Genomic DNA, 17,781 nt, shown 5'->3' on the forward strand with positions numbered 1-17,781 from the left:
CACTCCACCGCTAGCTGCCGTTCCCGACAAGCGCTGCGTTGTGATCAGCGAAGCCCACGACTGTAGCACAGGTTTTTGGGGGATCGCAAGACTTTCAGCGAATTCATTCAGACAAGAGCCTCCGCCCTGCAGCGAATCCCTACTGCTCTGTATAGGGAAGCTTGCCGCCCGGCTTGTTCCCTGCAGCTACCCGACCACGAGGAGCGGCCCTTGCGATCAGTGCACCGCAGCGCTGCGTTGTCCGATCAATTCCTTCTCGGCGGTCGCCTGCGGATCCTCGCTGTCCAGGATGTTCGGCAGGGCCAGCGCCAGGCGCTGTGCGTCGGCGCGCAAGATGCGCTGCTTGACTGCCGGGATCTGGGACGGGTGCATGGAGAAGCTGCGCAGCCCCATCGCCAACAGCAATTCGGTGAAAACGGGATCGCCTGCCATCTCGCCACAGACGCTGACGCCCTTGCCCGCCGCGCGCGCCTGCGCGATGGACTGGCTGATCAACTGCAGCACGGCCGGGTGCCAGGGGTCGTAGAGATGCGCGACCGCCTCATCGGCCCGGTCGATGGCCAGGGTGTACTGGATAAGGTCGTTGGTGCCGATGGAGACGAAGTCCACATGCCGCAGCAACAGCGGCAGCATCACGGCCGCCGCAGGAATCTCGATCATCACGCCCAGCTCGACGCGCGTGTAGGCATGGCCGGCATCGGTGAGCTGCTGCTGCACTTTGCGCACCGTCTCGACGATCTGCTTCACCTCGGACAGGTGGGCCACCATGGGGATCAGCAGCCTGACCTTGCCGAACGCGCTCGCTCTATATATGGCACGCAGTTGCTGGCGGAACATGCTGGGCTCGGCCAGGCTCCAGCGGATGGCCCGCAAGCCCATGGCCGGGTTCAACACATGCTCGTGGCGCAGCTCATTGACGGTCAGGCGGTCCAACGGCTTGTCGGCGCCGACGTCTACCGTGCGGATGGTGACCGGCATGCCCTTCATGGCCACCACGGCCGCCTTGTAGGCGGCGAACTGCTCGTCCTCGCTGGGCAGTTCGCCGTCGCGGTTCATGAACAGGAACTCGCTGCGGAACAGGCCGACCCCCGTGGCGCCTGACTCCACTGCGGCCTCCGCATCGGCCGGCATCTCGATGTTGGCGTGCAATTCAATGTGCTCGCCGTCCAGCGTGACCGCCGGCGTATGCCGCAACCGGCCGAGGCGCGCGCGTTCGAGCTCGCTCTGGCGCTGGCGGAAGCGGTACTCCTCCAGCACGATGGGCGAAGGGTTGACGATGACGGTGCCGGCGTCGCCATCGATGATGACCCAGTCGTCCTGCCTGATGAGGCGTGAAGCCTCGCGCGTGCCGACCACCGCCGGAATGTCCATGCTGCGCGCGACGATGGCCGTGTGAGAGGTCTTGCCGCCGATATCGGTGATGAACCCCCGGAAGACGCTGCGCTTGAACTGGATCATGTCGGCCGGAGCGATGTCCGCGGCTACCAGCAGCAGCGGATCCTCGCCGGCGAAATCTCGCGGCGTGACGGGCGTGGGCGTATCCCCCTGCTCTTCCGCCAGCGCCCGCAGCACCCGCTCGACGACCTGCTCCAGGTCGGCCTTGCGTTCGCGCAGATAGTCGTCCTCCATCTCGTCGAACTGGCGCGCCAGCACTTCGAGCTGGGCGGAGAGCGCCCATTCGGCGTTGTAGTGGCGGTCGACGATCCACTGGCTGGCGCTGCCGGTCAGGGCCTCGTCGTGCAGCAGCATCAGGTGCACGTCCAGCAGGGCGGCGAGTTCGTGCGGCGCGTCGTCGGGCAGCTCGGCCTTCAGCGTCTCCAGTTCCAGCACGACGGCATCCCGGGCACGCAGCAGGCGCGCGATTTCCGGCTGGACTTCATTGGGCGCCACGAAATAGTGGGCAACGTCGACGCGGCTGGAAGCAATCAGCACGGCCCGGCCAATCGCCACGCCGCGTGAGACCGCAATGCCGAACACCTGGAAACTCATCAGCACCCTCCGCAGATCAATCCCCAATGTAGCCTGAGCCGCAAGCCCCTCGCGTCATGGTTTTTTCATAGAGGCTTCACCGCGGCGTCAAACCGCCGGCCCAGCATGCCGGCATGAACCGCAGTCTGATCGTCACGCATGCGCTGTCGCATGCCCCCGTCCTGCCGCGCCTGGCGCGTACCCCCTCTCCCCGGTTCAGCGTGAGCTGGGCCAGCAGCGAAGCCGAGGTGCGAGAAGCCCAGGCCCTGCGCTATCAGGTCTTCGCCATCGAGATGGGCGCCCGCCTGCCCAGCCCCAAGGGCGCGCCGGCCGGCCTGGACATCGACCTCTTCGACGCCCATTGCGAACACCTGCTGGTGCGCACCGAAGGCGAAGACGGGGAGCCTGGCCCGGTCGTCGGCACCTACCGGGTGCTGACGCCATCCGCGGCGAAGCGCGCCGGTGGCTTCTACAGCGATACCGAGTTCGACCTGACACGCCTGCGCGGCATGCGCTCGCGCATCGCCGAGATCGGCCGCTCCTGCGTGCACGCCGACCATCGCAGCGGTGGCGCCATCATTGCGCTCTGGGGCGCGCTGGCCGAATTCATGGCGCGCAACGGATTGGACACCGTCATCGGCTGCGCCAGCGTCAGCATGCGCGATGGCGGGCATTTCGCGGCCAGTCTGTGGAAGCAGATCGCGGCAGACCACTTCGCGCCCATTGACTGCCAGGTGCGGCCCCGCCTGCCGCTGCCCATTGCTCACCTGCGCCAGGACCTGCAGGTGGAGCCGCCCGCCCTGATCCGCGGCTATCTGCGCTGCGGCGCGAGGCTGATGGGCGAGCCCGCCTGGGACCCCGACTTCAACACTGCCGACCTGCCATTGCTGCTGCGCACCGCCGACCTGCCGGCGCGCTTTCGCCGCCTGACCGGCGGCTGATCAGCTCACTGGCCTTCGCCGAACTTGTCGTTGACGAGGGCTGTGATCTGGTCCTGGGCGGCCTGTTCGTCGTCGCCGTCGGTCTCCAGCTCGACGGTCGCACCGATGCCGGCGGCCAGCATCATGACCCCCATGATGCTCTTGGCGTTCACGCGGCGGCCGTTGCGGCTCATATAGACCTCGCACTTGAAGCTGCCGGCCAGCTTGGTCAGCTTGGCCGAGGCGCGCGCGTGAAGACCCAGTTTGTTGCTGATGGTGAGGGTGGACTTGATCATTCGTCGGGGGACAAGGGAGGCGTGGCGACGATGCCGGTGTTGGCGCCCTGCATGGCGCGCCGTGCCAGCTCGGTCAAAGGCTTCTGACTGGCATAGCAGAGGGTGCGCCACAGCATGGGCACGCTGACGCCGGTCAGCACCTGCACCTGCTCGCCCGCCAGGCGCTGGGCGCCATTGCTGGGTGTGGCGCCAAAGACGTCGGTCAGCACCAGCCATTCGGACGGACCGGCCGGGGCCATCAGCGCGCGGGCCGCCGTCTCGACGTCCTCGGCACACATGCTGGTGTCGACGTCCAGCACGGTCAACGTCGGGGCGCAATCGGGAAAGGTGTGCTCGGCCACCTGCCGAAGCGCGGAGGCCAGCGGCGCATGGGCAATCACGAGCAGGTTGGGCATGCCGGGATGTTAGCGGGCGGCCTCGATGGCCAGCCCGGAACGGAAGTTCTCCCAAGCAGCCTTGTCGTCTTCTGCGGCCGTCATCAGCGCCTGATAGACACGCCCGCCATGGGCGAAGACGGCAACTCGCGAGACGCCGGCCGCGGTCGCCAGCCGGTATTCGGCGGCTTCGGGCAAAGGCGTCATGCCCGGCACTTGCAGGGCCTGGCCCGGCGGCAGGGGCTGGCCCAGCTTGGTCGCCAGCGCCTGAGGCATGGCCTTCAGGGCCGGACTGAGTTGGGTGGGATCCGGCAGATCGGCCCAGGACAGCGCAAACCGCTTGCCCGCTGCCTCGCACTGGGCCAGGCCCTTGTCCTGGCGCTGATCGACCTCGGGCTTGCAGGGAAAGAGGGCAACCGCTCCCGATCCGGCTGGCCGGGCCTCGCGCCAGTTCAGCGCTGGCTGGCAGGCCGCCAGCAGGGCGAGCATTAGGGCAAATCCGGCGGTCTTGCGGGAGGGCATGCCTGAATTATCGACAGCGGCCCGAGGACAATTCCGCAATGCAAGAAATGCCCTCTCTCCAAGCCCTGGCAGGCGTTCGCGTGCTGGACCTCTCCCGCGTGCTGGCCGGCCCCTGGTGCACCCAGACCCTGGCCGACCTCGGCGCCGACGTCATCAAGATCGAAAGACCCGGCAGCGGCGACGACACCCGCGCCTGGGGCCCGCCCTATCTGAAGGACGCCGACGGCCAGGACACCACCGAGGCCGCCTATTTCCTCGGCGCCAACCGCAACAAGCGCTCCCTCGCCGTGGACCTGTCCAAGCCGGAAGGCCAGGCCATCGTGCGCAAGCTGGCGGCCCAGGTCGACGTGCTGGTCGAGAACTTCAAGGTCGGCGACCTGGCCCGCTACGGCCTGGACGCGCAAAGCCTGCTGGCCGAGCATCCCGGCCTCGTCATCTGCTCCATCACCGGCTTCGGCCAGACCGGCCCCTATGCCGAGCGCGCCGGCTACGACTACGCCGTGCAGGGCATGGGCGGGCTGATGAGTGTGACCGGCGAGCGCGACGACCTGCCCGGCGGCGGCCCGCAGAAGGTGGGCGTCGCCGTGTCCGACCTCTTCACCGGCATGTATGCCACCGTCGCCATCCTGGCCGCGCTGCGTCACCGCGACGCCACCGGCCAGGGCCAGCTCATCGACATGGCCCTGCTGGACACCCAGCTCGCCATGCTGGCCAACCTGGGCAGCAACTACCTCTGCAGCGGCAAGGCGCCCGGTCGCATGGGCAATGCGCACCAGAACATCGTGCCCTACCAGGTGTTCGAGGCCAGCGACGGCCATCTGATCCTGGCCGTCGGCAACGACCGCCAGTTCGCCAAGTTCTGCGACATCGCCGGCCGGCCCGACTGGGCGACCGACCCGCGCTTCGCCACCAACTCGGAGCGGGTGCGCAACCGCGCCCTGCTGGTGCCCCAGCTGGAAGCAGCCGTCCGCCAACGGCCTCGCAACGACTGGCTGGCCGCCCTGGAGGCCGCCAAGGTGCCTTGTGGCTCGATCAACTCTATTGGGGAGGCGCTCTCCGACCCGCAGGCGCAAGCTCGCGGCGCCGTGGTTCCCATGCCCCACCCGCTGACCCCCGAACTGCGCCTCATCGCCAGCCCCATGAAGCTGTCCGGCACGCCCGTGCAGTACCGGCATGCGCCGCCGCTGTTGGGCCAACACAGCGACGAGTTGCTGCGAGAAGCCGGCTGTTCCGTGGAAGAAATCACAAGCTGGCGTAACAGCGGTGTCATTGCGTGAGGGCTAACCCACCCCCAAACCCAGGGTTTCCCCCTGGGTGAGGGATGGAGATACCCCTGCGCCGTCCGCAGCATGCGCTCACGCACCGAGGTGGGCCAACCACCTAGAACCATCCGCCTCGGGTCCGCAGTCACCGGGTCATGTCCACACCGCCTTCATCAGCGCCAGTCAATGCCGCCAACGATGTCACTCCTGAGCCGACGCCGGTCCAGTGGGCGGACATCGTCCAGCAGCTCGGTGCCGAGATCGCCGGGCCGCTGAGCGCCGCGCTCGAGCAGATCCAGAACCTCGCCAGCACCGGCCAGATCGACCGTCGCGGCCTGCGCCTGCTGCGCCGCAGCGTGGACGACGCCCGCACGGCCGGCATGTTGGGCCAACAGCTGTCCCGCCTAGCCTCCGGCCGCCTGCGCCTGAACCGCGAACGTCAGCACCTGACCCAGATGCTGCGCAGCGTGCTGGCGCAGCGCAGCCGCGAGACGCAAGCCCGCGGCGTGCAGGTGCGCCAGTCGCTGAAGCCGGTGGAGATCTGGGCCGACGGCGCCCTGCTCTTCGGCCTGATCAACGCGCTGATGGACTGGGCGCTGGCCAACACGCACTCCTCGGTCGACCTGCGCCTGGATCTGACGCCCTGGCCGGTCAAGGCACGCCTGAGCTGCCGTTTCGCCCACCGCTCACTGGAGCTGCTCGGCGATGAGGCCGACCCGAGCGCCCCCACGCCCGGCCTGGACTCCCTGGCCTGGCGCCTGCTGGAGCAGACCGCCATCACCCTGGGCGTGCTGCCGCTGCGCGAGCAGGAGGCCGGCATCACCCTGTTGACGCTGGAATTCAACCAGCTGGCACCCGAGGAGGCGCCGCCGCCGGACAGCACCCATGCCAAGCTGGAGGCCGAGGCCGAACGCATGGGCGGCAATTCTCGGCCGCTGGCGGGCTGCCAGCTGCTGATCGTGTCGGCCCACCGCGACATGCGCACCGAGGCCCAGGCCGCCGTGCGCCACATGGGCATGCTGGTCGATGTCGTCGGCAGCGTGGCCGAGGCCGAGCAGTTCTGCCGCGAAGGCCTGCCCCACGCCATGCTGTTCGACGCGGCCCAGATGAGCGAGCCCCTGCTGCAGCTCATCGCCGGCGTCATGCGCGATGCGCCGGACTTCGCCTTCGTCGAGATGTTCGACGGCGAGCACCGCACCCAGCTGTCCACCGCCACCGGCGACGGCGTGGCGCGCATCTCGCGCCGCCACCTGCCCGACGCCCTGCCCTCGCTGCTGATGTTCGAGCTGGCCAAGAGGATTTAGCGGCTTCTCTAGAATCCGCGCCATGCTGTCCCGCCGAGCCCTTGCTGCTGCCCTGGTTTGCGTCGCCGCCTTGACGGGCTGTGCCCGCGAACAGGCCCCCGCCGTCGACTACGTGCTGCTGAACGGCCAGAAGGCCAGCTCGCGGGACTGGAACGGCAAGGTCATGCTGGTGAACTTCTGGGCCACCAGCTGCGCGACCTGCGTGAAGGAGATGCCGCAGATCGTCGCCACCCACGACAAATTCAAGGCCCGCGGCCTGGACACCGTGGCCGTGGCCATGAGCTACGACCCGCCGGCCTTCGTGTCCAAGTTCGCCGAGACGCGCAAGCTGCCCTTCGGCGTGGCCATCGACAACACCGGCAGCGTCGCCCAGGCCTTCGGCCCGGTGCAGATGACGCCGACGACTTTCCTCATCAACAAGCGCGGCGAGATCGTCAAGCGCTATGTCGGCGAACCCGATTTCGCCGCCCTGCACGGCCTCATCGAGAAGCTGCTGGCCGAGACCTGAGCACGTTATGGGAGCTGCACAAGCTCTCATGGGCGCGACGACTGCCGGACGCCGACACTGGCGCGATGCGAATCCAGACCCTGACCGCCCTGGCCGCCGCACTGCTGCTGGCCGCATGCGCCCATCAACCGCCGGCGCCAGCGGCGCCACAAGTCCTGCCGACGACCGCTCAGCTGGACGCCGCCCGCCGCGCCGGGCTGGACGCGCCACAGCTCACCCGCCTGCTGAACAAGCCGCTGTACCAGATGCAGCCCGCCGAGGTCGGCCCCTACCTGGCCTGGCAGCAGCTGGACCAGCCTGATCTGCGCAAGCGCATCGCCGCCATTGCACGCAAGAACATCGGCCAGCCCTATGAGCTCTTCCTGCTGGGCGAGTTCCCCTACGAGACCTACGACACCCAGCCGCTGTTCAGCCTGGCCAAGAGCGACTGCGTCGTGTTCGCCGAGCACACCTACGCGATGGCGCTGAGCGCGTCGTGGGAGGAGTTCTTCTGGGTGTTGCAACGCATCCGCTACCGCGACGGCGTCATCGGCACGGCCACGCGCAACCACTACACCGAAGCGGACTGGAATGTCGCCAACAGCTGGCTGGTGACCGACGTGACCCGCACGCTGGGCGCGCCGACGCTGCCCTATCACCAGCGCATCGACCGCCAGGCCTTCCTGCTCAAGCAGTTCAAGATCCAGCGCGACATCGCGGTGCAGCCCTTCGACGACGTCTACATCGCCAAGCAGGACGTGGCCGCCATCGAGGCCGAGCTGCAGGACGGCGACTTCGTCAACGTCATCTCGGGCCGCAACGGCAACCACTACGCCTCGCACGTCGGGCTCATCGTCACCGGCGCCGACGGCTCGCGCCGCCTGCTGCATTCAGCGGAGCCGCGGGTGAGGGAAGAGACCTTGCAGGCCTTCATCGCCCGCATGGCCGAGCGCGATGCGCGCCAGGCCGGCCAGAACAAGCCGACGCTGTCGGGCTTCAAGTTCCTGCGGTTGAACGACGCGCCCCAGGCGCCACCGATGGCGCCACAGCCGCGCCCCTCGCGGCCCGCCGTCCTCGGCTGATCAGGCCGCCGTCGGATTCAGCACGCCGTGGGCCTGCTGGTCCGCGTGGTAGCTGGAGCGCACCATGGCGCCGACGGCCGCGTGCGTGAAGCCCAGTTCGTAGGCTTCCTTCTCGAACTGCTTGAAGGCGTCCGGCGTCACATAGCGGCGCACCGGCAGGTGGTGGCCGGACGGGGCCAGGTACTGGCCGATGGTGATCATGTCGATGTTGTGCGCGCGCATGTCACGCATGACCTGGCGGATCTCGTCGTCCGTCTCGCCCAGGCCGACCATGATGCCGCTCTTGGTCGGCACGCCCGGCACTTCTTCCTTGAAGCGCTTCAGCAGATTCAGGCTGAACTCGTAGTCCGAGCCCGGGCGCGCTTCCTTGTACAGGCGCGGCGCGGTCTCGAGGTTGTGGTTCATCACGTCCGGCGGCGCGGCCTTCAGGATGTTCAGCGCGCGGTCGGCGCGGCCGCGGAAGTCGGGCACCAGCACTTCGATCTGCGTCATCGGCGACAGCTCGCGCGTCTTGGTAATGCACTCGGCGAAGTGGGCCGCGCCACCGTCCTTCAGGTCGTCGCGGTCGACGCTGGTGATGACGACGTACTTGAGCTTCAGGGCCGCAATCGTCTTGGCCAGGTTCAGTGGCTCGTCGACGTCCAGCGGGTCGGGCCGGCCATGGCCGACGTCGCAGAAGGGGCAGCGGCGGGTGCACTTGTCACCCATGATCATGAAGGTGGCCGTGCCCTTGCCGAAGCATTCGCCGATATTGGGGCAGCTGGCCTCCTCGCAGACGGTGTGCAGCTTGTGCTCGCGCAGGATCTGCTTGATCTCGTAGAAGCGGGTGCTCGGCGAGCCGGCCTTGACGCGGATCCAGTCGGGCTTCTTCAGCACCTCGGCCGGCACGATCTTGATCGGGATGCGCGAGGTCTTGGCCTCGGCCTTTTGCTTGATCGTCGGGTCGTAGGTCGTCGTGTCGGACATGGTCAGGGCGTCTTGACTTCGAATTGAGCCGAGAGTCGCTCGGCGAGCCGGCCGGCCGCGGTCGGCCAGTCGGTGAAAACCCCGAGTTTATCGAGAGACGTGGTTTCCAGCCCTTCGTATCCGCACGGGTTGATGCGAAGAAAGGGTTCCAGGTCCATGTTCACGTTCAGCGCGAGGCCGTGATAGGTGCAGTGGCGGCTGACCTTGATACCCAGAGCCGCCACCTTGGCCAAGCCCGCGAACCCCTGCATCGGTCCGGTGAGCGCCGCATGGCTGCCAGGGTCGGCCGGGCGCACATAGATGCCCGGCGCGCCGCCGACGCGCAGGCCGGTCACGCCATAGCTGTCCAGGGTCTGGATCAGGGCCGTCTCCAGCCGGAACACGTATTCCTTGACGAAGATGCCCTGGCGCCGCAGGTCGATCAGCGGATAGGCGGTGATCTGGCCGGGGCCGTGATACGTCACCTGACCGCCGCGTTCGGTCGGCACGACAGGGATATCGCCGGGCAGCAGCAGATGCTCCGGTTTGCCGGCGATACCTTGCGTGAAAGTGGGCGGATGCTCACACAGCCAGAGCTCGTCGGGCGTGTCCGCGTCGCGCGCCGCCGTGAAGGCACGCATGGCCTCCAGCGTGGGCAGGTATTCGACCCGCCCGAGAGTCTTGACGATCATGCGGGCATCATAGGCAGGCGCTGTAAGCCTTCGCTTGCCCGAGCCGACTCGACCCGATGAAGACTCCACTGATTGCCACCCTGCTGCTTGCCGCCTCGCTGGTGCACGCCGCCACCTTGTCCGACGCGCTGACCGCCTATGACGAGGGCAACCTGAAAGCCGCGGCCAAGGGCTTTGCGGATTCCGCCAAACGCGGCGAGGCCCTGGGCCAGTTCAATCTCGCCATGATGAATCTGCGCAAGGAAGTGCCCGGCGCCAGCGACGCCAAGGCCTGGCAGCTGCTGCAGCGCGCGGCGGCTCAAAAACTGGCCCTGGCCGAGAACGCGCTGGGCGAGATGATCGAGCAGGGCCGCCACGGCAAGCCCGACCCCAAGGCCGCCTGCGGTTGGTTCGAGCGCGCCGCCGAACAGGGCAATGGCGACGGCGCGCTGGCGACCGCCACCTGCTACTTCCTCGGCCGCGGCCGCGGCCAGGACATGGCCCAGGCGCACCGCTGGTATCTGGAGGCCGCCAAGGCCGGCGACGTCGGCGCCCAGTACATCGTCGCGTCGATGTTCGAGACCGGCTCCGGCGTGGAGGCCGATGCACGGCTCGCGCGCTATTGGTACGACGTGGCCGCCAGGAACGGCGACGACGCCGCCAAGGCCAAGCTCAAGGCCTTGCAGGCCGCCGAGGCGTCGACCTGATCAGAGCACGACCTTGACCATGGGGTGCGTGGTCAGGGTGCGGTAGATCTCGTCGAGCTGCTCGCGGCTGGTGGCCGTGATCGTGATGGTCAGGCCGAGGTAGTTGCCGCCCTTGCTCGGGCGCTGCTCGATGGTGGACGCGTCGAAGGCCGGGTCGAACTGGCGGGCGACATGGGCGATGGCGTCGACGAAGCCCTCGACATGGGCGCCCATGACCTTGATGGGGAACTGCGACGGGTATTCGATCAGCGACTGCTCGGGCGGGATGTCGGGCGGCGTGTTCATGGCGACCTCACTTGATCCACAGACGCAGCGAGTCCCAGGCGCGGCCGATCAGGCCGGCGCCGGGCACGGCTTCCTGCACGATCAGCGGCACCTCGGCCACCGGCGCGCCGGCCGTCGTCGTCACGCGCAGAGTACCGACGCGCTGGCCCTTGGCCAGCGGCGCGACCAGTGGATCGGTGCGCTCGACTTGCGTCTGCAGCTTGCTGCCGTCGCCGCGCGGCACGGCGACGAAGATGGCGTCGGCGGCGCCGAGCTTGGCTTCCTTGGCCTCGCCCTTCCAGACCGGCACCGTGGCGATGGCCTTGCCGGCGTCGAAGATCTTGACCGCGTCGAAGGCCGTGTAGCCCCAGTTCAGCAGCTTCTGGCTTTCGCTGGCGCGGGCTTCCTTGGACGAGGTGCCCATGACGACGGACAGCAGGCGGCGCTTGCCGTTGGGGAAGTCGCGGTTGGCGCTGGACACCAGGCAGTAGCCGGCGGCCTCGGTGTAGCCGGTCTTCATGCCGTCCACCGTCGGGTCGCGGCGCAGCAGCAGGTTGCGGTTGTCCTGGCGGATCTTGTTGAAGGTGTAGTCGCGCTGCGAGTAGTAGGCGTAGTACTCGGGGAAGTCCGTGATGATGTGGGCGGCCACCGTCGCGATGTCGCGGGCGCTGGCCTTGTGGCCGGGCTCGGACATGCCGGTCACGTTCCTGAACTCGGTGTTTTTCAGGCCCCAGGCCTGGGCCTGGCGGTTCATCAGCTGCACGAAGTTCTCGACCGAGCCGGCCGCGCCTTCGGCCAGGGCCACGGCGGCGTCATTGCCGCTCTGGATGATGAGGCCGCGCAGCAGCTCGTCGACCTTGGGCGTCATCGTCGTGTCGATGAACATCAGCGAAGGGTCGCCCTTGCGCTCGTCCCAGGCGCGCTTGGAGACGGTCAGGGTCTGCTCCAGCGTCAGCTTCTTCTCCTTCAGCGCGCTGAAGACGACGTAGGCCGTCATCAACTTGGTGAGGGAAGCCGGATCCTGGGCGGTGTCGGCGTCGCGCTCGGCCAGGGTCTTGTGCGTCGTCAGGTCGATCAGGACGTAGTTGCGCGCGGCGAGCTCGGGGGGCTGGGGCGCCTGGGCATGAGCGGTCAGGCTGGATGCCGCCAGGACGGCGGTGAGGAAGGAAGCAAGCAGTCGTTTCATCGGATGGCGTCAGGCGCGGAGCTCAGATCTTTGTGGGATCAAAGGCCCGCACCACGAGGGACTTGAGCAGCGGCAGCTGCCCGTGGAAGAAGTGGCCGACACCGGGCACGACGGTGACGGGCAGGCTTTGCGGCCGCGCCCAGTCGAGCACGGCGGCGAGGGGCACAACGTCGTCGACCTCGCCGTGGATGACCACGGTGTCGGCCGGCACGGCGGCGGTATCGAAGCGGCTGGTCGCGGGGCCCACCAGCACGAGGCGGCGGGCCGGCGTGGCCAGGCGCTGGGCGGCGCGCGAGGCGACATAGCCGCCGAAGGAGAAGCCGGACAGGATCAGGGCCTCGCCGGGCGGCAGCACGGCGTCCAGCACGGCGAGGGCGTCATCGACCTCGCCACGGCCTTCGTCCCAGCCGCCTTCGGATTGGCCGATGCCGCGGAAGTTGAAGCGCACGGCGCGCCAGCCGAGCTGGATGAAGGCACGTGCCAGGGTCTGGACGACCTTGTTGTCCATGGTCCCGCCCTGGGTCGGGTTGGGATGGCAGATCAGGGCCGTGCCGACCGGCGCGGCGCCTGAATCGGAACCAGGCGGCAGGTCGACGGCGACCTCGATCTGGCCGGCCGGACCGGGCACGAGGCGCTTCTCGGTCTGGGAATTCATCGGCCGACGGAGTCCGGCAGCACCAGGCGCTCGACGACCTTGCCGTCGCGCAGATGGCTTTCGACGATCTCGTCGATGTCGCTCTGGTCGACCCAGGAATACCAGACGGCTTCCGGATAGACGACAGCGACTGGCCCGCCGGCGCAGCGGTCCAGGCAACCCGCCTTGTTGACCCGCACGCCGCCCTTGCCGGCCAGGCCAAGCTGCTTGACGCGGGACTTGCAGTGGTCGAAGCCGCCTTGCGCGTCATGGTCGGCGCAGCTGGCCTCGCCGTTGGTGCGCTGGTTCAGGCAGAAGAAGACGTGGCGCTCGTAGTAACTCATCGCCGGCGATTGTCTCACTGGGGTTTTTGCACCAGGCGCGCCGCGAGCCAGATGAGTGCAACGAAAGGCCACGTCCACGCCACCCAGCGCGTCAGCCCATAGAGGTTGACGAAGCGGCCATGCTCCCAGGCCTGCATGTTCAGCGTCAGATAGGGGTCGCTGGGCGCGATGCTGATCAGGCCGATGAGGGCGCACAGCACGAAGAGGCCGAGGGCGGCGGCCACGCGCGACGGCAGCAGGCAGGCCAGCAGGCCCAGCACGACGCCCAGGCCCACGCCGGGCCGGGTCGCGTCGCTGAGCCAGGCCCAGGCATGGTCGGGCCCGAAGGCCATGGCCGTCGACGTCGCGGTGCCCAGCAGCCCGAGCAGCACGGCGCCGCCGGCCAGCGCCAGGCGGCGCAGGCCCGGGCGGGCGACGGTGATCATCAGCAGCACCGGCGCCAGCAGGCCCAGGCCGATGGCCAGCGCCTCCAGGCCCGGCGGCAGTTCGTGCTCGATGGTGACGGAGTCGCCCCAGTTCAGCGCCCAGGGCGTGCCGGCCAGGGCGTCCAGCAGCATCTCCCGCCACCAGGGCAGCCACTGGCCGAGGCCGAAGGGCAGGGGCGTCGGATACAGCAGGGCCAGGGGCCACAGCGCGAGCAGGGCCAGGGCCGGCGCGCTGCTGGCGCCGAACCAGTGATCGCGCACGTCTTCCCAGCGCTCCAGGCCGCCGAGGGCGCTGAGCACCAGGCACAGCGCCGCGCCCAGCGTGCTGCCGACGGAGTTGAGCGCCCAGTCCGACAGCGAGGGCACCCGTCCGGGCACGAAGAACTGCAGCGTCTCCATCGCGAACGACAGCAGCGGCCCGGGCAGCAGGCCGAGCAGCAGCCCGCCGCGCAGCCCCCAGCCCGAGCGCATCGCCGCCGCGAAGCCGAGCAGGCCCAGCGGGATGTAGCCGATCAGGTTGGCTTCGACATCGAAGGCCCAGAAGCGCGGCGGCCACGGCAGGCTGAACAGCCAGGGCAGGCCCATGCCCGGCGGCCAGCGCCAGGGCCAGAAAGGGTAGAGGCTGGCGTAGACGACCAGGCCCATATGGGCCAGCAGCAGCCAGGTCGCGGAGCTTTGACGGCGACGCACGGCCGGCCTCGTCAGAAAGGCTTGACCGTCACCAGCACGACGATGGCGGCGAACAGCAGCACGGCGGTCTCGTTGTAGACCCGGAACCAGCGGTGGCTGCGCTTGTTGGACAGCTCCTCGAAGCTGCGCAGCAGGCGCCGGTTCATGTGGTGGTAGCCGATGGCGCCGACGACCAGCAGCATCTTGGCGTGCAGCCAGTAGCTGCCGGCGAAGCGGCTCACGCCCCAGCCGACCAGCACCCAGACGCCCAGCAGCAGGGCCACACCCATCAGGATGCTGCTGAAGCGGTGCAGCTTGTGCGCCATCAGCAGCAGGCGCTCGCGTTCGGCATGGCTGTCGGCCGCCACCATGGCCAGGTTCACGAAGATGCGCGGCAGATAGAACAGACCGGCAAACCAGGCGGCAACGAAGACGATATGGAAGGCTTTGACCCAGAGCATGCCGTCATTATGGGCAGCCCCTCGTCGCCGACGCCGAATGCAGCGTGAGCCCGCAGGGCTCCATCGGCTTCAGGGCATCGCACCGCGAGACGCATGCCCTGTGACGACAAAAAAAAGCCCCGGTTCAAGACCGGGGCCGAGAAAGCCTTATCGCTGTCATCACGCTAAGGCTCCTGCTCAGGGAGGAAAAGCAGGGAACGACCACCTTGCGGCTATCATTCGCGAACCAGTTTAGCGCGCTTGAGCGGCGACGTCAGGAATAAATGACGTCCGGATGTGTCAACCATCACGCGCCGGGCCGCACCCCCCGCAGCCTGAGGATTTGACTTGGCCCGCTCCGTTTTTCCCTCCTCCGCCTTCCCCGCGGCACGCCCGCGTCGCCTGCGTCGCGACGCCTTCACTCGGGCTCTCGTGCGCGAGCATTCGCTGAGCGCCAGCGACCTCATCCTGCCGGTCTTCATCCATGAAGGCGAGAACCGCCTGGACGCCGTCGCCTCCATGCCCGGCGTGTCGCGCCAGAGCCTGGATCACCTGCTGCGCACGGCCGAGCAATGCGTCGAACTCGGCGTGCCGGTCATGGCCCTGTTCCCCGTCATCGATGCCTCGCTGAAGACGCCCGACGGTGCCGAAGCGCTGAACCCGAACGGCCTCGTGCCGCGCGCCGTGCGCGAGGTAAAAAAACATTTCCCGCAGCTCGGCCTGCTGACCGATGTGGCCCTGGACCCCTTCACCAGCCATGGCCAGGACGGCGTCATCGACGAGACCGGCTACATCATCAATGACGCGACGGTGGAGATCCTGGCACGGCAGGCCCGGGTGCAGGCCGACGCTGGCGTCGACATCGTCGCGCCCAGCGACATGATGGACGGCCGCATCGGCGCCATCCGCCAGGCGCTGGAGGCCGCTGGCCACATTCACACGCGCATCATGGCCTACAGCGCCAAATACGCCAGCAGCTTCTACGGCCCCTTCCGCGACGCCGTGGGCTCGGCTGCCAACCTCGGCAAGGCGGACAAGAAGACCTACCAGATGGACCCCGGCAACAGCGACGAAGCCCTGCGCGAAGTGGCCCTGGACCTGGCCGAGGGGGCCGACATGGTCATGGTCAAGCCCGGCATGCCTTACCTGGACATCGTGCGCCGCGTGAAGGACGAGTTCCGCGTGCCGACCTTCGCCTACCAGGTCAGCGGCGAGTACGCCATGGTCAAGGCCGCCGCGGCCAACGGCTGGCTGGACCACGACGCCGTCATGATGGAGTCGCTGCTGGCCTTCAAGCGCGCGGGCGCCGACGGCGTGCTGAGCTACTTCGCGCTGGACGCCGCCCGGCTGCTGAAGAAGGGCTGAACCCGTGCGGGTCTTCCACATCCTGCCGGACAGCTTCCAGGAGCTGTCCGCCCTGCCCGACAGCCTGCCGGAACGCGGCTTCCTGTGGCTGGGCTACGGCCGGCGCGAGTTCGAGGTCGGCGAGGCCACCGCCCAGCAGGCGCTGGCGCGCTGGGGCTGCGGCAATATCGTCGACCTGCATGTCTCCGACCTGATCAACAACCAGCTGCCCTCGCACTTCGACTACACGTCCTGGTACGACATGCTGGTGTTCCGCCGCCTGGCCGCGGCGCCGGGCAGCCAGGACCTGTTCGTCGATGACGAGCACGGCACGCTGGCCTCGGCCCAGCGCGCGCTGCGCGCCATCGACACCAGCCCCGTCGGCTTCGCCGTCTTCGACCGCGTGCTGGTCACCGTGCATCCGACCGACTGCCAGGTACGCGAGTTCTTCGCCCAGAAGCTGGACCGCCTCATCGAAGGCCGCGAGAAGGCCCCCACGCGCGGCAGCGCCCGCCTGCCGGCCAGCCCGGCCGACCTGATGCTGCGCATGGTCAACCACATGGTGGACAGCTATCTGGAACTGCGCCGCCTGCTGACCCGCCAGCTCGGCACGCTGCAGCGCGTGCTGCTGGACCAGAGCAGCGAGTTCGACGACTGGCCACTGCTGCTGGAAAGCCGCGACGCCCTGCACCGCCTGGAGGACACCTGCGAGGACCAGCGCGCAGCCATCCAGGAGTGGATCGATGCGCTGGACGAATGGCCGGCCGACGGCGACGCCCAGGTCACGCGCGAGCGGGAGCTGCTGCGGGTCAGGTCACGCGATGTGCTCGAGCACGTGGAGCGGGTGCTGACCCATGTGCGCCGGCTCGAGTCTTCGGCCGAATCGGCGGTGCAGATGCATTTCAGCGCCTTGGGCCACCGCACCAACAGCATCATGCGCACGCTGACGGTGCTGACGGCCATCTTCCTGCCGCTGAACCTCATCACCGGCATCTTCGGCATGAACTTCGAGTGGATGCCGCTGATCAAGAATCCCAACGGTTTCTGGGAGGCCGCGCTGTTGATCCTGGCCTTGGCGCTGGGGCTGTGGGCCCTGTTCCGCCGCAAGCGCTATCTGAGCAGCAGCCGTTAGCGCAGGCGGCGGCGTGCCACCGTCAGGATGACGCCCAGGCCGGCGAGCAGCAGGGCATAGGTCTCGGGCTCAGGAACCGCCGTGGTGGCGATGACATTGGAGCTGCCGCGCAGGCAGGCACCACCGCCCGGGCATTCGGACGGGTAGAGAGGCTGCAGCGCCGTGAACGAAGAGCCCTGCTGAACATCGGCCGCGCCGCCGCCGAAGGTCGCGGCAATGCCATTGGTGTTGAAGTAGGCATTGGCCGTGCCACCGGCCGCCGTGTCGACATCCATCAGGCCGGTGCTGAAACCCGTCGGGCTGGTGGTGCCGATGCCGACGCCGGTCGCGATGAAGGTGTTGCCGCTGGCATCGACCGCATGGCCCTTCAGCGCCAGCAGCAGGGTGCCGTTGCTCGCCTCGGCCAGGTCGCCGGCCGAGCCGCCGGCATTCAGCGTCGTGAAGTCGTTGTCGGCGCCGAAGCCCGCATAGACCTTGAGCCAGCCCCCGCTGAAGCGGACCTCGCTGGAGCTGATGGATGCCACCGTGTAGCCGCCGAAGACATAGGTCAGCTCGCAGCCGGAGCACAGGCTGGACACGGCAAGGGAGTTGATGGAGTCGATCTTGCCGTAGCCGCTCAGGGTGTCGCCGAGTCCCAGCGGCACGTTCTGGTAGGTCTGGGTGGCCGCGAAGATCTCGCCCAGCGGAATGTCCACCCCGGAGATGACCACGGCATGCGACGCGCTCGCTGCGACGAGGCTGGCTGCGGCAGCAGCGTGGCGGAACAGCTTCAGCATGAGAGGCTCCCGGCGATGGCGACCGAAAG

Annotated in this window: 21 protein-coding genes; 8 read left to right on the forward strand and 13 right to left on the reverse strand. The window is 68.2% G+C overall.

Going from position 1 to position 17,781, the window contains the following annotated elements; all coding sequences use genetic code 11:
- Positions 1–216: 216 nt before the first annotated feature.
- Positions 217–1,989 (reverse strand): phosphoenolpyruvate--protein phosphotransferase, encoded by a 1,773-nt coding sequence (gene ptsP, locus AC07OY_RS23785; RefSeq protein WP_495045060.1) that lies wholly within the window; start codon positions 1,987–1,989, stop codon positions 217–219.
- A gap of 113 nt (positions 1,990–2,102) precedes the next feature.
- Here ptsP and AC07OY_RS23790 point away from each other — a divergent pair, with 113 nt between their 5' ends.
- Entirely contained in the window at positions 2,103–2,909 is an 807-nt protein-coding gene (locus AC07OY_RS23790) for a GNAT family N-acetyltransferase (RefSeq protein ID WP_495045061.1), read from the forward strand.
- Positions 2,910–2,914: 5 nt separating this feature from the next.
- Here the strand turns inward: AC07OY_RS23790 and AC07OY_RS23795 are convergent, their stop codons facing one another.
- The 3 genes from AC07OY_RS23795 to AC07OY_RS23805 are packed head-to-tail and all read right to left on the reverse strand — an operon-like array spanning position 2,915 to position 4,080.
- On the reverse strand, positions 2,915–3,184 hold the full coding sequence (locus AC07OY_RS23795) for an HPr family phosphocarrier protein (protein WP_495045062.1): 270 nt from the start codon (positions 3,182–3,184) through the stop codon (positions 2,915–2,917).
- Complete coding sequence (locus AC07OY_RS23800; RefSeq protein WP_495045063.1) at positions 3,181–3,579, reverse strand: PTS sugar transporter subunit IIA; 399 nt, start codon at positions 3,577–3,579, stop codon at positions 3,181–3,183. Before AC07OY_RS23800 ends, AC07OY_RS23795 begins: the two co-directional genes overlap by 4 nt.
- Positions 3,580–3,588: 9 nt before the next feature.
- Complete coding sequence (locus AC07OY_RS23805; protein WP_495045064.1) at positions 3,589–4,080, reverse strand: hypothetical protein; 492 nt, start codon at positions 4,078–4,080, stop codon at positions 3,589–3,591.
- A 47-nt stretch (positions 4,081–4,127) separates the two neighbouring features.
- Here AC07OY_RS23805 and AC07OY_RS23810 point away from each other — a divergent pair, with 47 nt between their 5' ends.
- The 4 genes from AC07OY_RS23810 (at position 4,128) to AC07OY_RS23825 (ending at position 8,215) form a co-directional block, all read left to right on the forward strand.
- Positions 4,128–5,357, forward strand: coding sequence for a CaiB/BaiF CoA transferase family protein (locus AC07OY_RS23810; RefSeq protein ID WP_495045065.1), 1,230 nt, complete (start codon positions 4,128–4,130; stop codon positions 5,355–5,357).
- Between the two features lie 140 nt (positions 5,358–5,497).
- Positions 5,498–6,646, forward strand: a complete 1,149-nt coding sequence (locus AC07OY_RS23815) for a hypothetical protein (protein ID WP_495045066.1) — start codon at positions 5,498–5,500, stop codon at positions 6,644–6,646.
- A 22-nt stretch (positions 6,647–6,668) separates the two neighbouring features.
- A complete protein-coding gene (locus AC07OY_RS23820; protein WP_495045067.1) occupies positions 6,669–7,154 on the forward strand; it encodes a TlpA family protein disulfide reductase in 486 nt (161 codons plus the stop codon).
- Between the two features lie 65 nt (positions 7,155–7,219).
- Positions 7,220–8,215, forward strand: a complete 996-nt coding sequence (locus tag AC07OY_RS23825; protein WP_495045068.1) for an N-acetylmuramoyl-L-alanine amidase-like domain-containing protein — start codon at positions 7,220–7,222, stop codon at positions 8,213–8,215.
- Here AC07OY_RS23825 and lipA read toward each other — a convergent pair whose 3' ends face one another.
- A complete protein-coding gene (lipA, locus tag AC07OY_RS23830) occupies positions 8,216–9,181 on the reverse strand; it encodes a lipoyl synthase (protein ID WP_495045069.1) in 966 nt (321 codons plus the stop codon).
- Positions 9,182–9,183: 2 nt separating this feature from the next.
- On the reverse strand, positions 9,184–9,852 hold the full coding sequence (gene lipB, locus AC07OY_RS23835) for a lipoyl(octanoyl) transferase LipB (protein WP_495045070.1): 669 nt from the start codon (positions 9,850–9,852) through the stop codon (positions 9,184–9,186).
- 56 nt (positions 9,853–9,908) lie between these two features.
- Here lipB and AC07OY_RS23840 point away from each other — a divergent pair, with 56 nt between their 5' ends.
- Positions 9,909–10,538: a tetratricopeptide repeat protein gene (locus tag AC07OY_RS23840; RefSeq protein ID WP_495045071.1), complete on the forward strand. Its 630-nt coding sequence runs from the start codon at positions 9,909–9,911 to the stop codon at positions 10,536–10,538.
- Here the strand turns inward: AC07OY_RS23840 and AC07OY_RS23845 are convergent, their stop codons facing one another.
- Genes AC07OY_RS23845 through AC07OY_RS23870 form a run of 6 tightly spaced genes read right to left on the reverse strand, consistent with a single transcriptional unit; the run spans position 10,539 to position 14,521 of the window.
- A complete protein-coding gene (locus AC07OY_RS23845; protein ID WP_495045072.1) occupies positions 10,539–10,823 on the reverse strand; it encodes a DUF493 family protein in 285 nt (94 codons plus the stop codon).
- A 7-nt stretch (positions 10,824–10,830) separates the two neighbouring features.
- On the reverse strand, positions 10,831–11,988 hold the full coding sequence (locus tag AC07OY_RS23850; protein WP_495045073.1) for a D-alanyl-D-alanine carboxypeptidase family protein: 1,158 nt from the start codon (positions 11,986–11,988) through the stop codon (positions 10,831–10,833).
- 22 nt (positions 11,989–12,010) lie between these two features.
- Entirely contained in the window at positions 12,011–12,643 is a 633-nt protein-coding gene (locus AC07OY_RS23855) for an alpha/beta hydrolase (protein ID WP_495045074.1), read from the reverse strand.
- Entirely contained in the window at positions 12,640–12,966 is a 327-nt protein-coding gene (locus AC07OY_RS23860) for a (2Fe-2S) ferredoxin domain-containing protein (RefSeq protein WP_495045075.1), read from the reverse strand. Before AC07OY_RS23860 ends, AC07OY_RS23855 begins: the two co-directional genes overlap by 4 nt.
- A gap of 14 nt (positions 12,967–12,980) precedes the next feature.
- A complete protein-coding gene (locus AC07OY_RS23865) occupies positions 12,981–14,081 on the reverse strand; it encodes a VanZ family protein (protein ID WP_495045076.1) in 1,101 nt (366 codons plus the stop codon).
- Positions 14,082–14,092: 11 nt separating this feature from the next.
- The gene (locus tag AC07OY_RS23870; protein ID WP_495045077.1) at positions 14,093–14,521 is read right to left on the reverse strand and encodes a CopD family protein; all 429 of its coding nucleotides are present in this window, start codon (positions 14,519–14,521) and stop codon (positions 14,093–14,095) included.
- A 327-nt stretch (positions 14,522–14,848) separates the two neighbouring features.
- Here AC07OY_RS23870 and hemB point away from each other — a divergent pair, with 327 nt between their 5' ends.
- The gene (gene hemB, locus AC07OY_RS23875) at positions 14,849–15,865 is read left to right on the forward strand and encodes a porphobilinogen synthase (RefSeq protein ID WP_495045078.1); all 1,017 of its coding nucleotides are present in this window, start codon (positions 14,849–14,851) and stop codon (positions 15,863–15,865) included.
- A 4-nt stretch (positions 15,866–15,869) separates the two neighbouring features.
- A complete protein-coding gene (locus tag AC07OY_RS23880) occupies positions 15,870–16,976 on the forward strand; it encodes a magnesium transporter CorA family protein (RefSeq protein WP_495045079.1) in 1,107 nt (368 codons plus the stop codon).
- Here AC07OY_RS23880 and AC07OY_RS23885 read toward each other — a convergent pair.
- Positions 16,973–17,752: a PEP-CTERM sorting domain-containing protein gene (locus tag AC07OY_RS23885; RefSeq protein ID WP_495045080.1), complete on the reverse strand. Its 780-nt coding sequence runs from the start codon at positions 17,750–17,752 to the stop codon at positions 16,973–16,975. The genes AC07OY_RS23880 and AC07OY_RS23885 overlap by 4 nt on opposite strands.
- Positions 17,753–17,781 lie beyond the last annotated feature (29 nt).

The sequence above is a fragment of the Roseateles sp. GW821-FHT09H10 genome (genome assembly GCF_059415865.1).

Bases quoted from the DNA above. Each gene is read 5' to 3' on its own strand.
- AC07OY_RS23840 (WP_495045071.1), top strand. From the start codon at position 9,909: ATGAAGACTCCACTGATTGCCACCCTGCTGCTTGCCGCCTCGCTGGTG.
- AC07OY_RS23795 (WP_495045062.1), bottom strand. From the start codon at position 3,184: ATGATCAAGTCCACCCTCACCATCAGCAACAAACTGGGTCTTCACGCG.
- ptsP (WP_495045060.1), bottom strand. From the start codon at position 1,989: ATGAGTTTCCAGGTGTTCGGCATTGCGGTCTCACGCGGCGTGGCGATT.
- AC07OY_RS23800 (WP_495045063.1), bottom strand. From the start codon at position 3,579: ATGCCCAACCTGCTCGTGATTGCCCATGCGCCGCTGGCCTCCGCGCTT.
- lipB (WP_495045070.1), bottom strand. From the start codon at position 9,852: ATGATCGTCAAGACTCTCGGGCGGGTCGAATACCTGCCCACGCTGGAG.
- AC07OY_RS23885 (WP_495045080.1), bottom strand. From the start codon at position 17,752: ATGCTGAAGCTGTTCCGCCACGCTGCTGCCGCAGCCAGCCTCGTCGCA.
- AC07OY_RS23855 (WP_495045074.1), bottom strand. From the start codon at position 12,643: ATGAATTCCCAGACCGAGAAGCGCCTCGTGCCCGGTCCGGCCGGCCAG.
- AC07OY_RS23790 (WP_495045061.1), top strand. From the start codon at position 2,103: ATGAACCGCAGTCTGATCGTCACGCATGCGCTGTCGCATGCCCCCGTC.
- AC07OY_RS23850 (WP_495045073.1), bottom strand. From the start codon at position 11,988: ATGAAACGACTGCTTGCTTCCTTCCTCACCGCCGTCCTGGCGGCATCC.
- AC07OY_RS23860 (WP_495045075.1), bottom strand. From the start codon at position 12,966: ATGAGTTACTACGAGCGCCACGTCTTCTTCTGCCTGAACCAGCGCACC.
- AC07OY_RS23810 (WP_495045065.1), top strand. From the start codon at position 4,128: ATGCCCTCTCTCCAAGCCCTGGCAGGCGTTCGCGTGCTGGACCTCTCC.
- AC07OY_RS23815 (WP_495045066.1), top strand. From the start codon at position 5,498: ATGTCCACACCGCCTTCATCAGCGCCAGTCAATGCCGCCAACGATGTC.
- lipA (WP_495045069.1), bottom strand. From the start codon at position 9,181: ATGTCCGACACGACGACCTACGACCCGACGATCAAGCAAAAGGCCGAG.
- AC07OY_RS23870 (WP_495045077.1), bottom strand. From the start codon at position 14,521: ATGCTCTGGGTCAAAGCCTTCCATATCGTCTTCGTTGCCGCCTGGTTT.
- AC07OY_RS23845 (WP_495045072.1), bottom strand. From the start codon at position 10,823: ATGAACACGCCGCCCGACATCCCGCCCGAGCAGTCGCTGATCGAATAC.
- AC07OY_RS23825 (WP_495045068.1), top strand. From the start codon at position 7,220: ATGCGAATCCAGACCCTGACCGCCCTGGCCGCCGCACTGCTGCTGGCC.
- AC07OY_RS23820 (WP_495045067.1), top strand. From the start codon at position 6,669: ATGCTGTCCCGCCGAGCCCTTGCTGCTGCCCTGGTTTGCGTCGCCGCC.
- AC07OY_RS23805 (WP_495045064.1), bottom strand. From the start codon at position 4,080: ATGCCCTCCCGCAAGACCGCCGGATTTGCCCTAATGCTCGCCCTGCTG.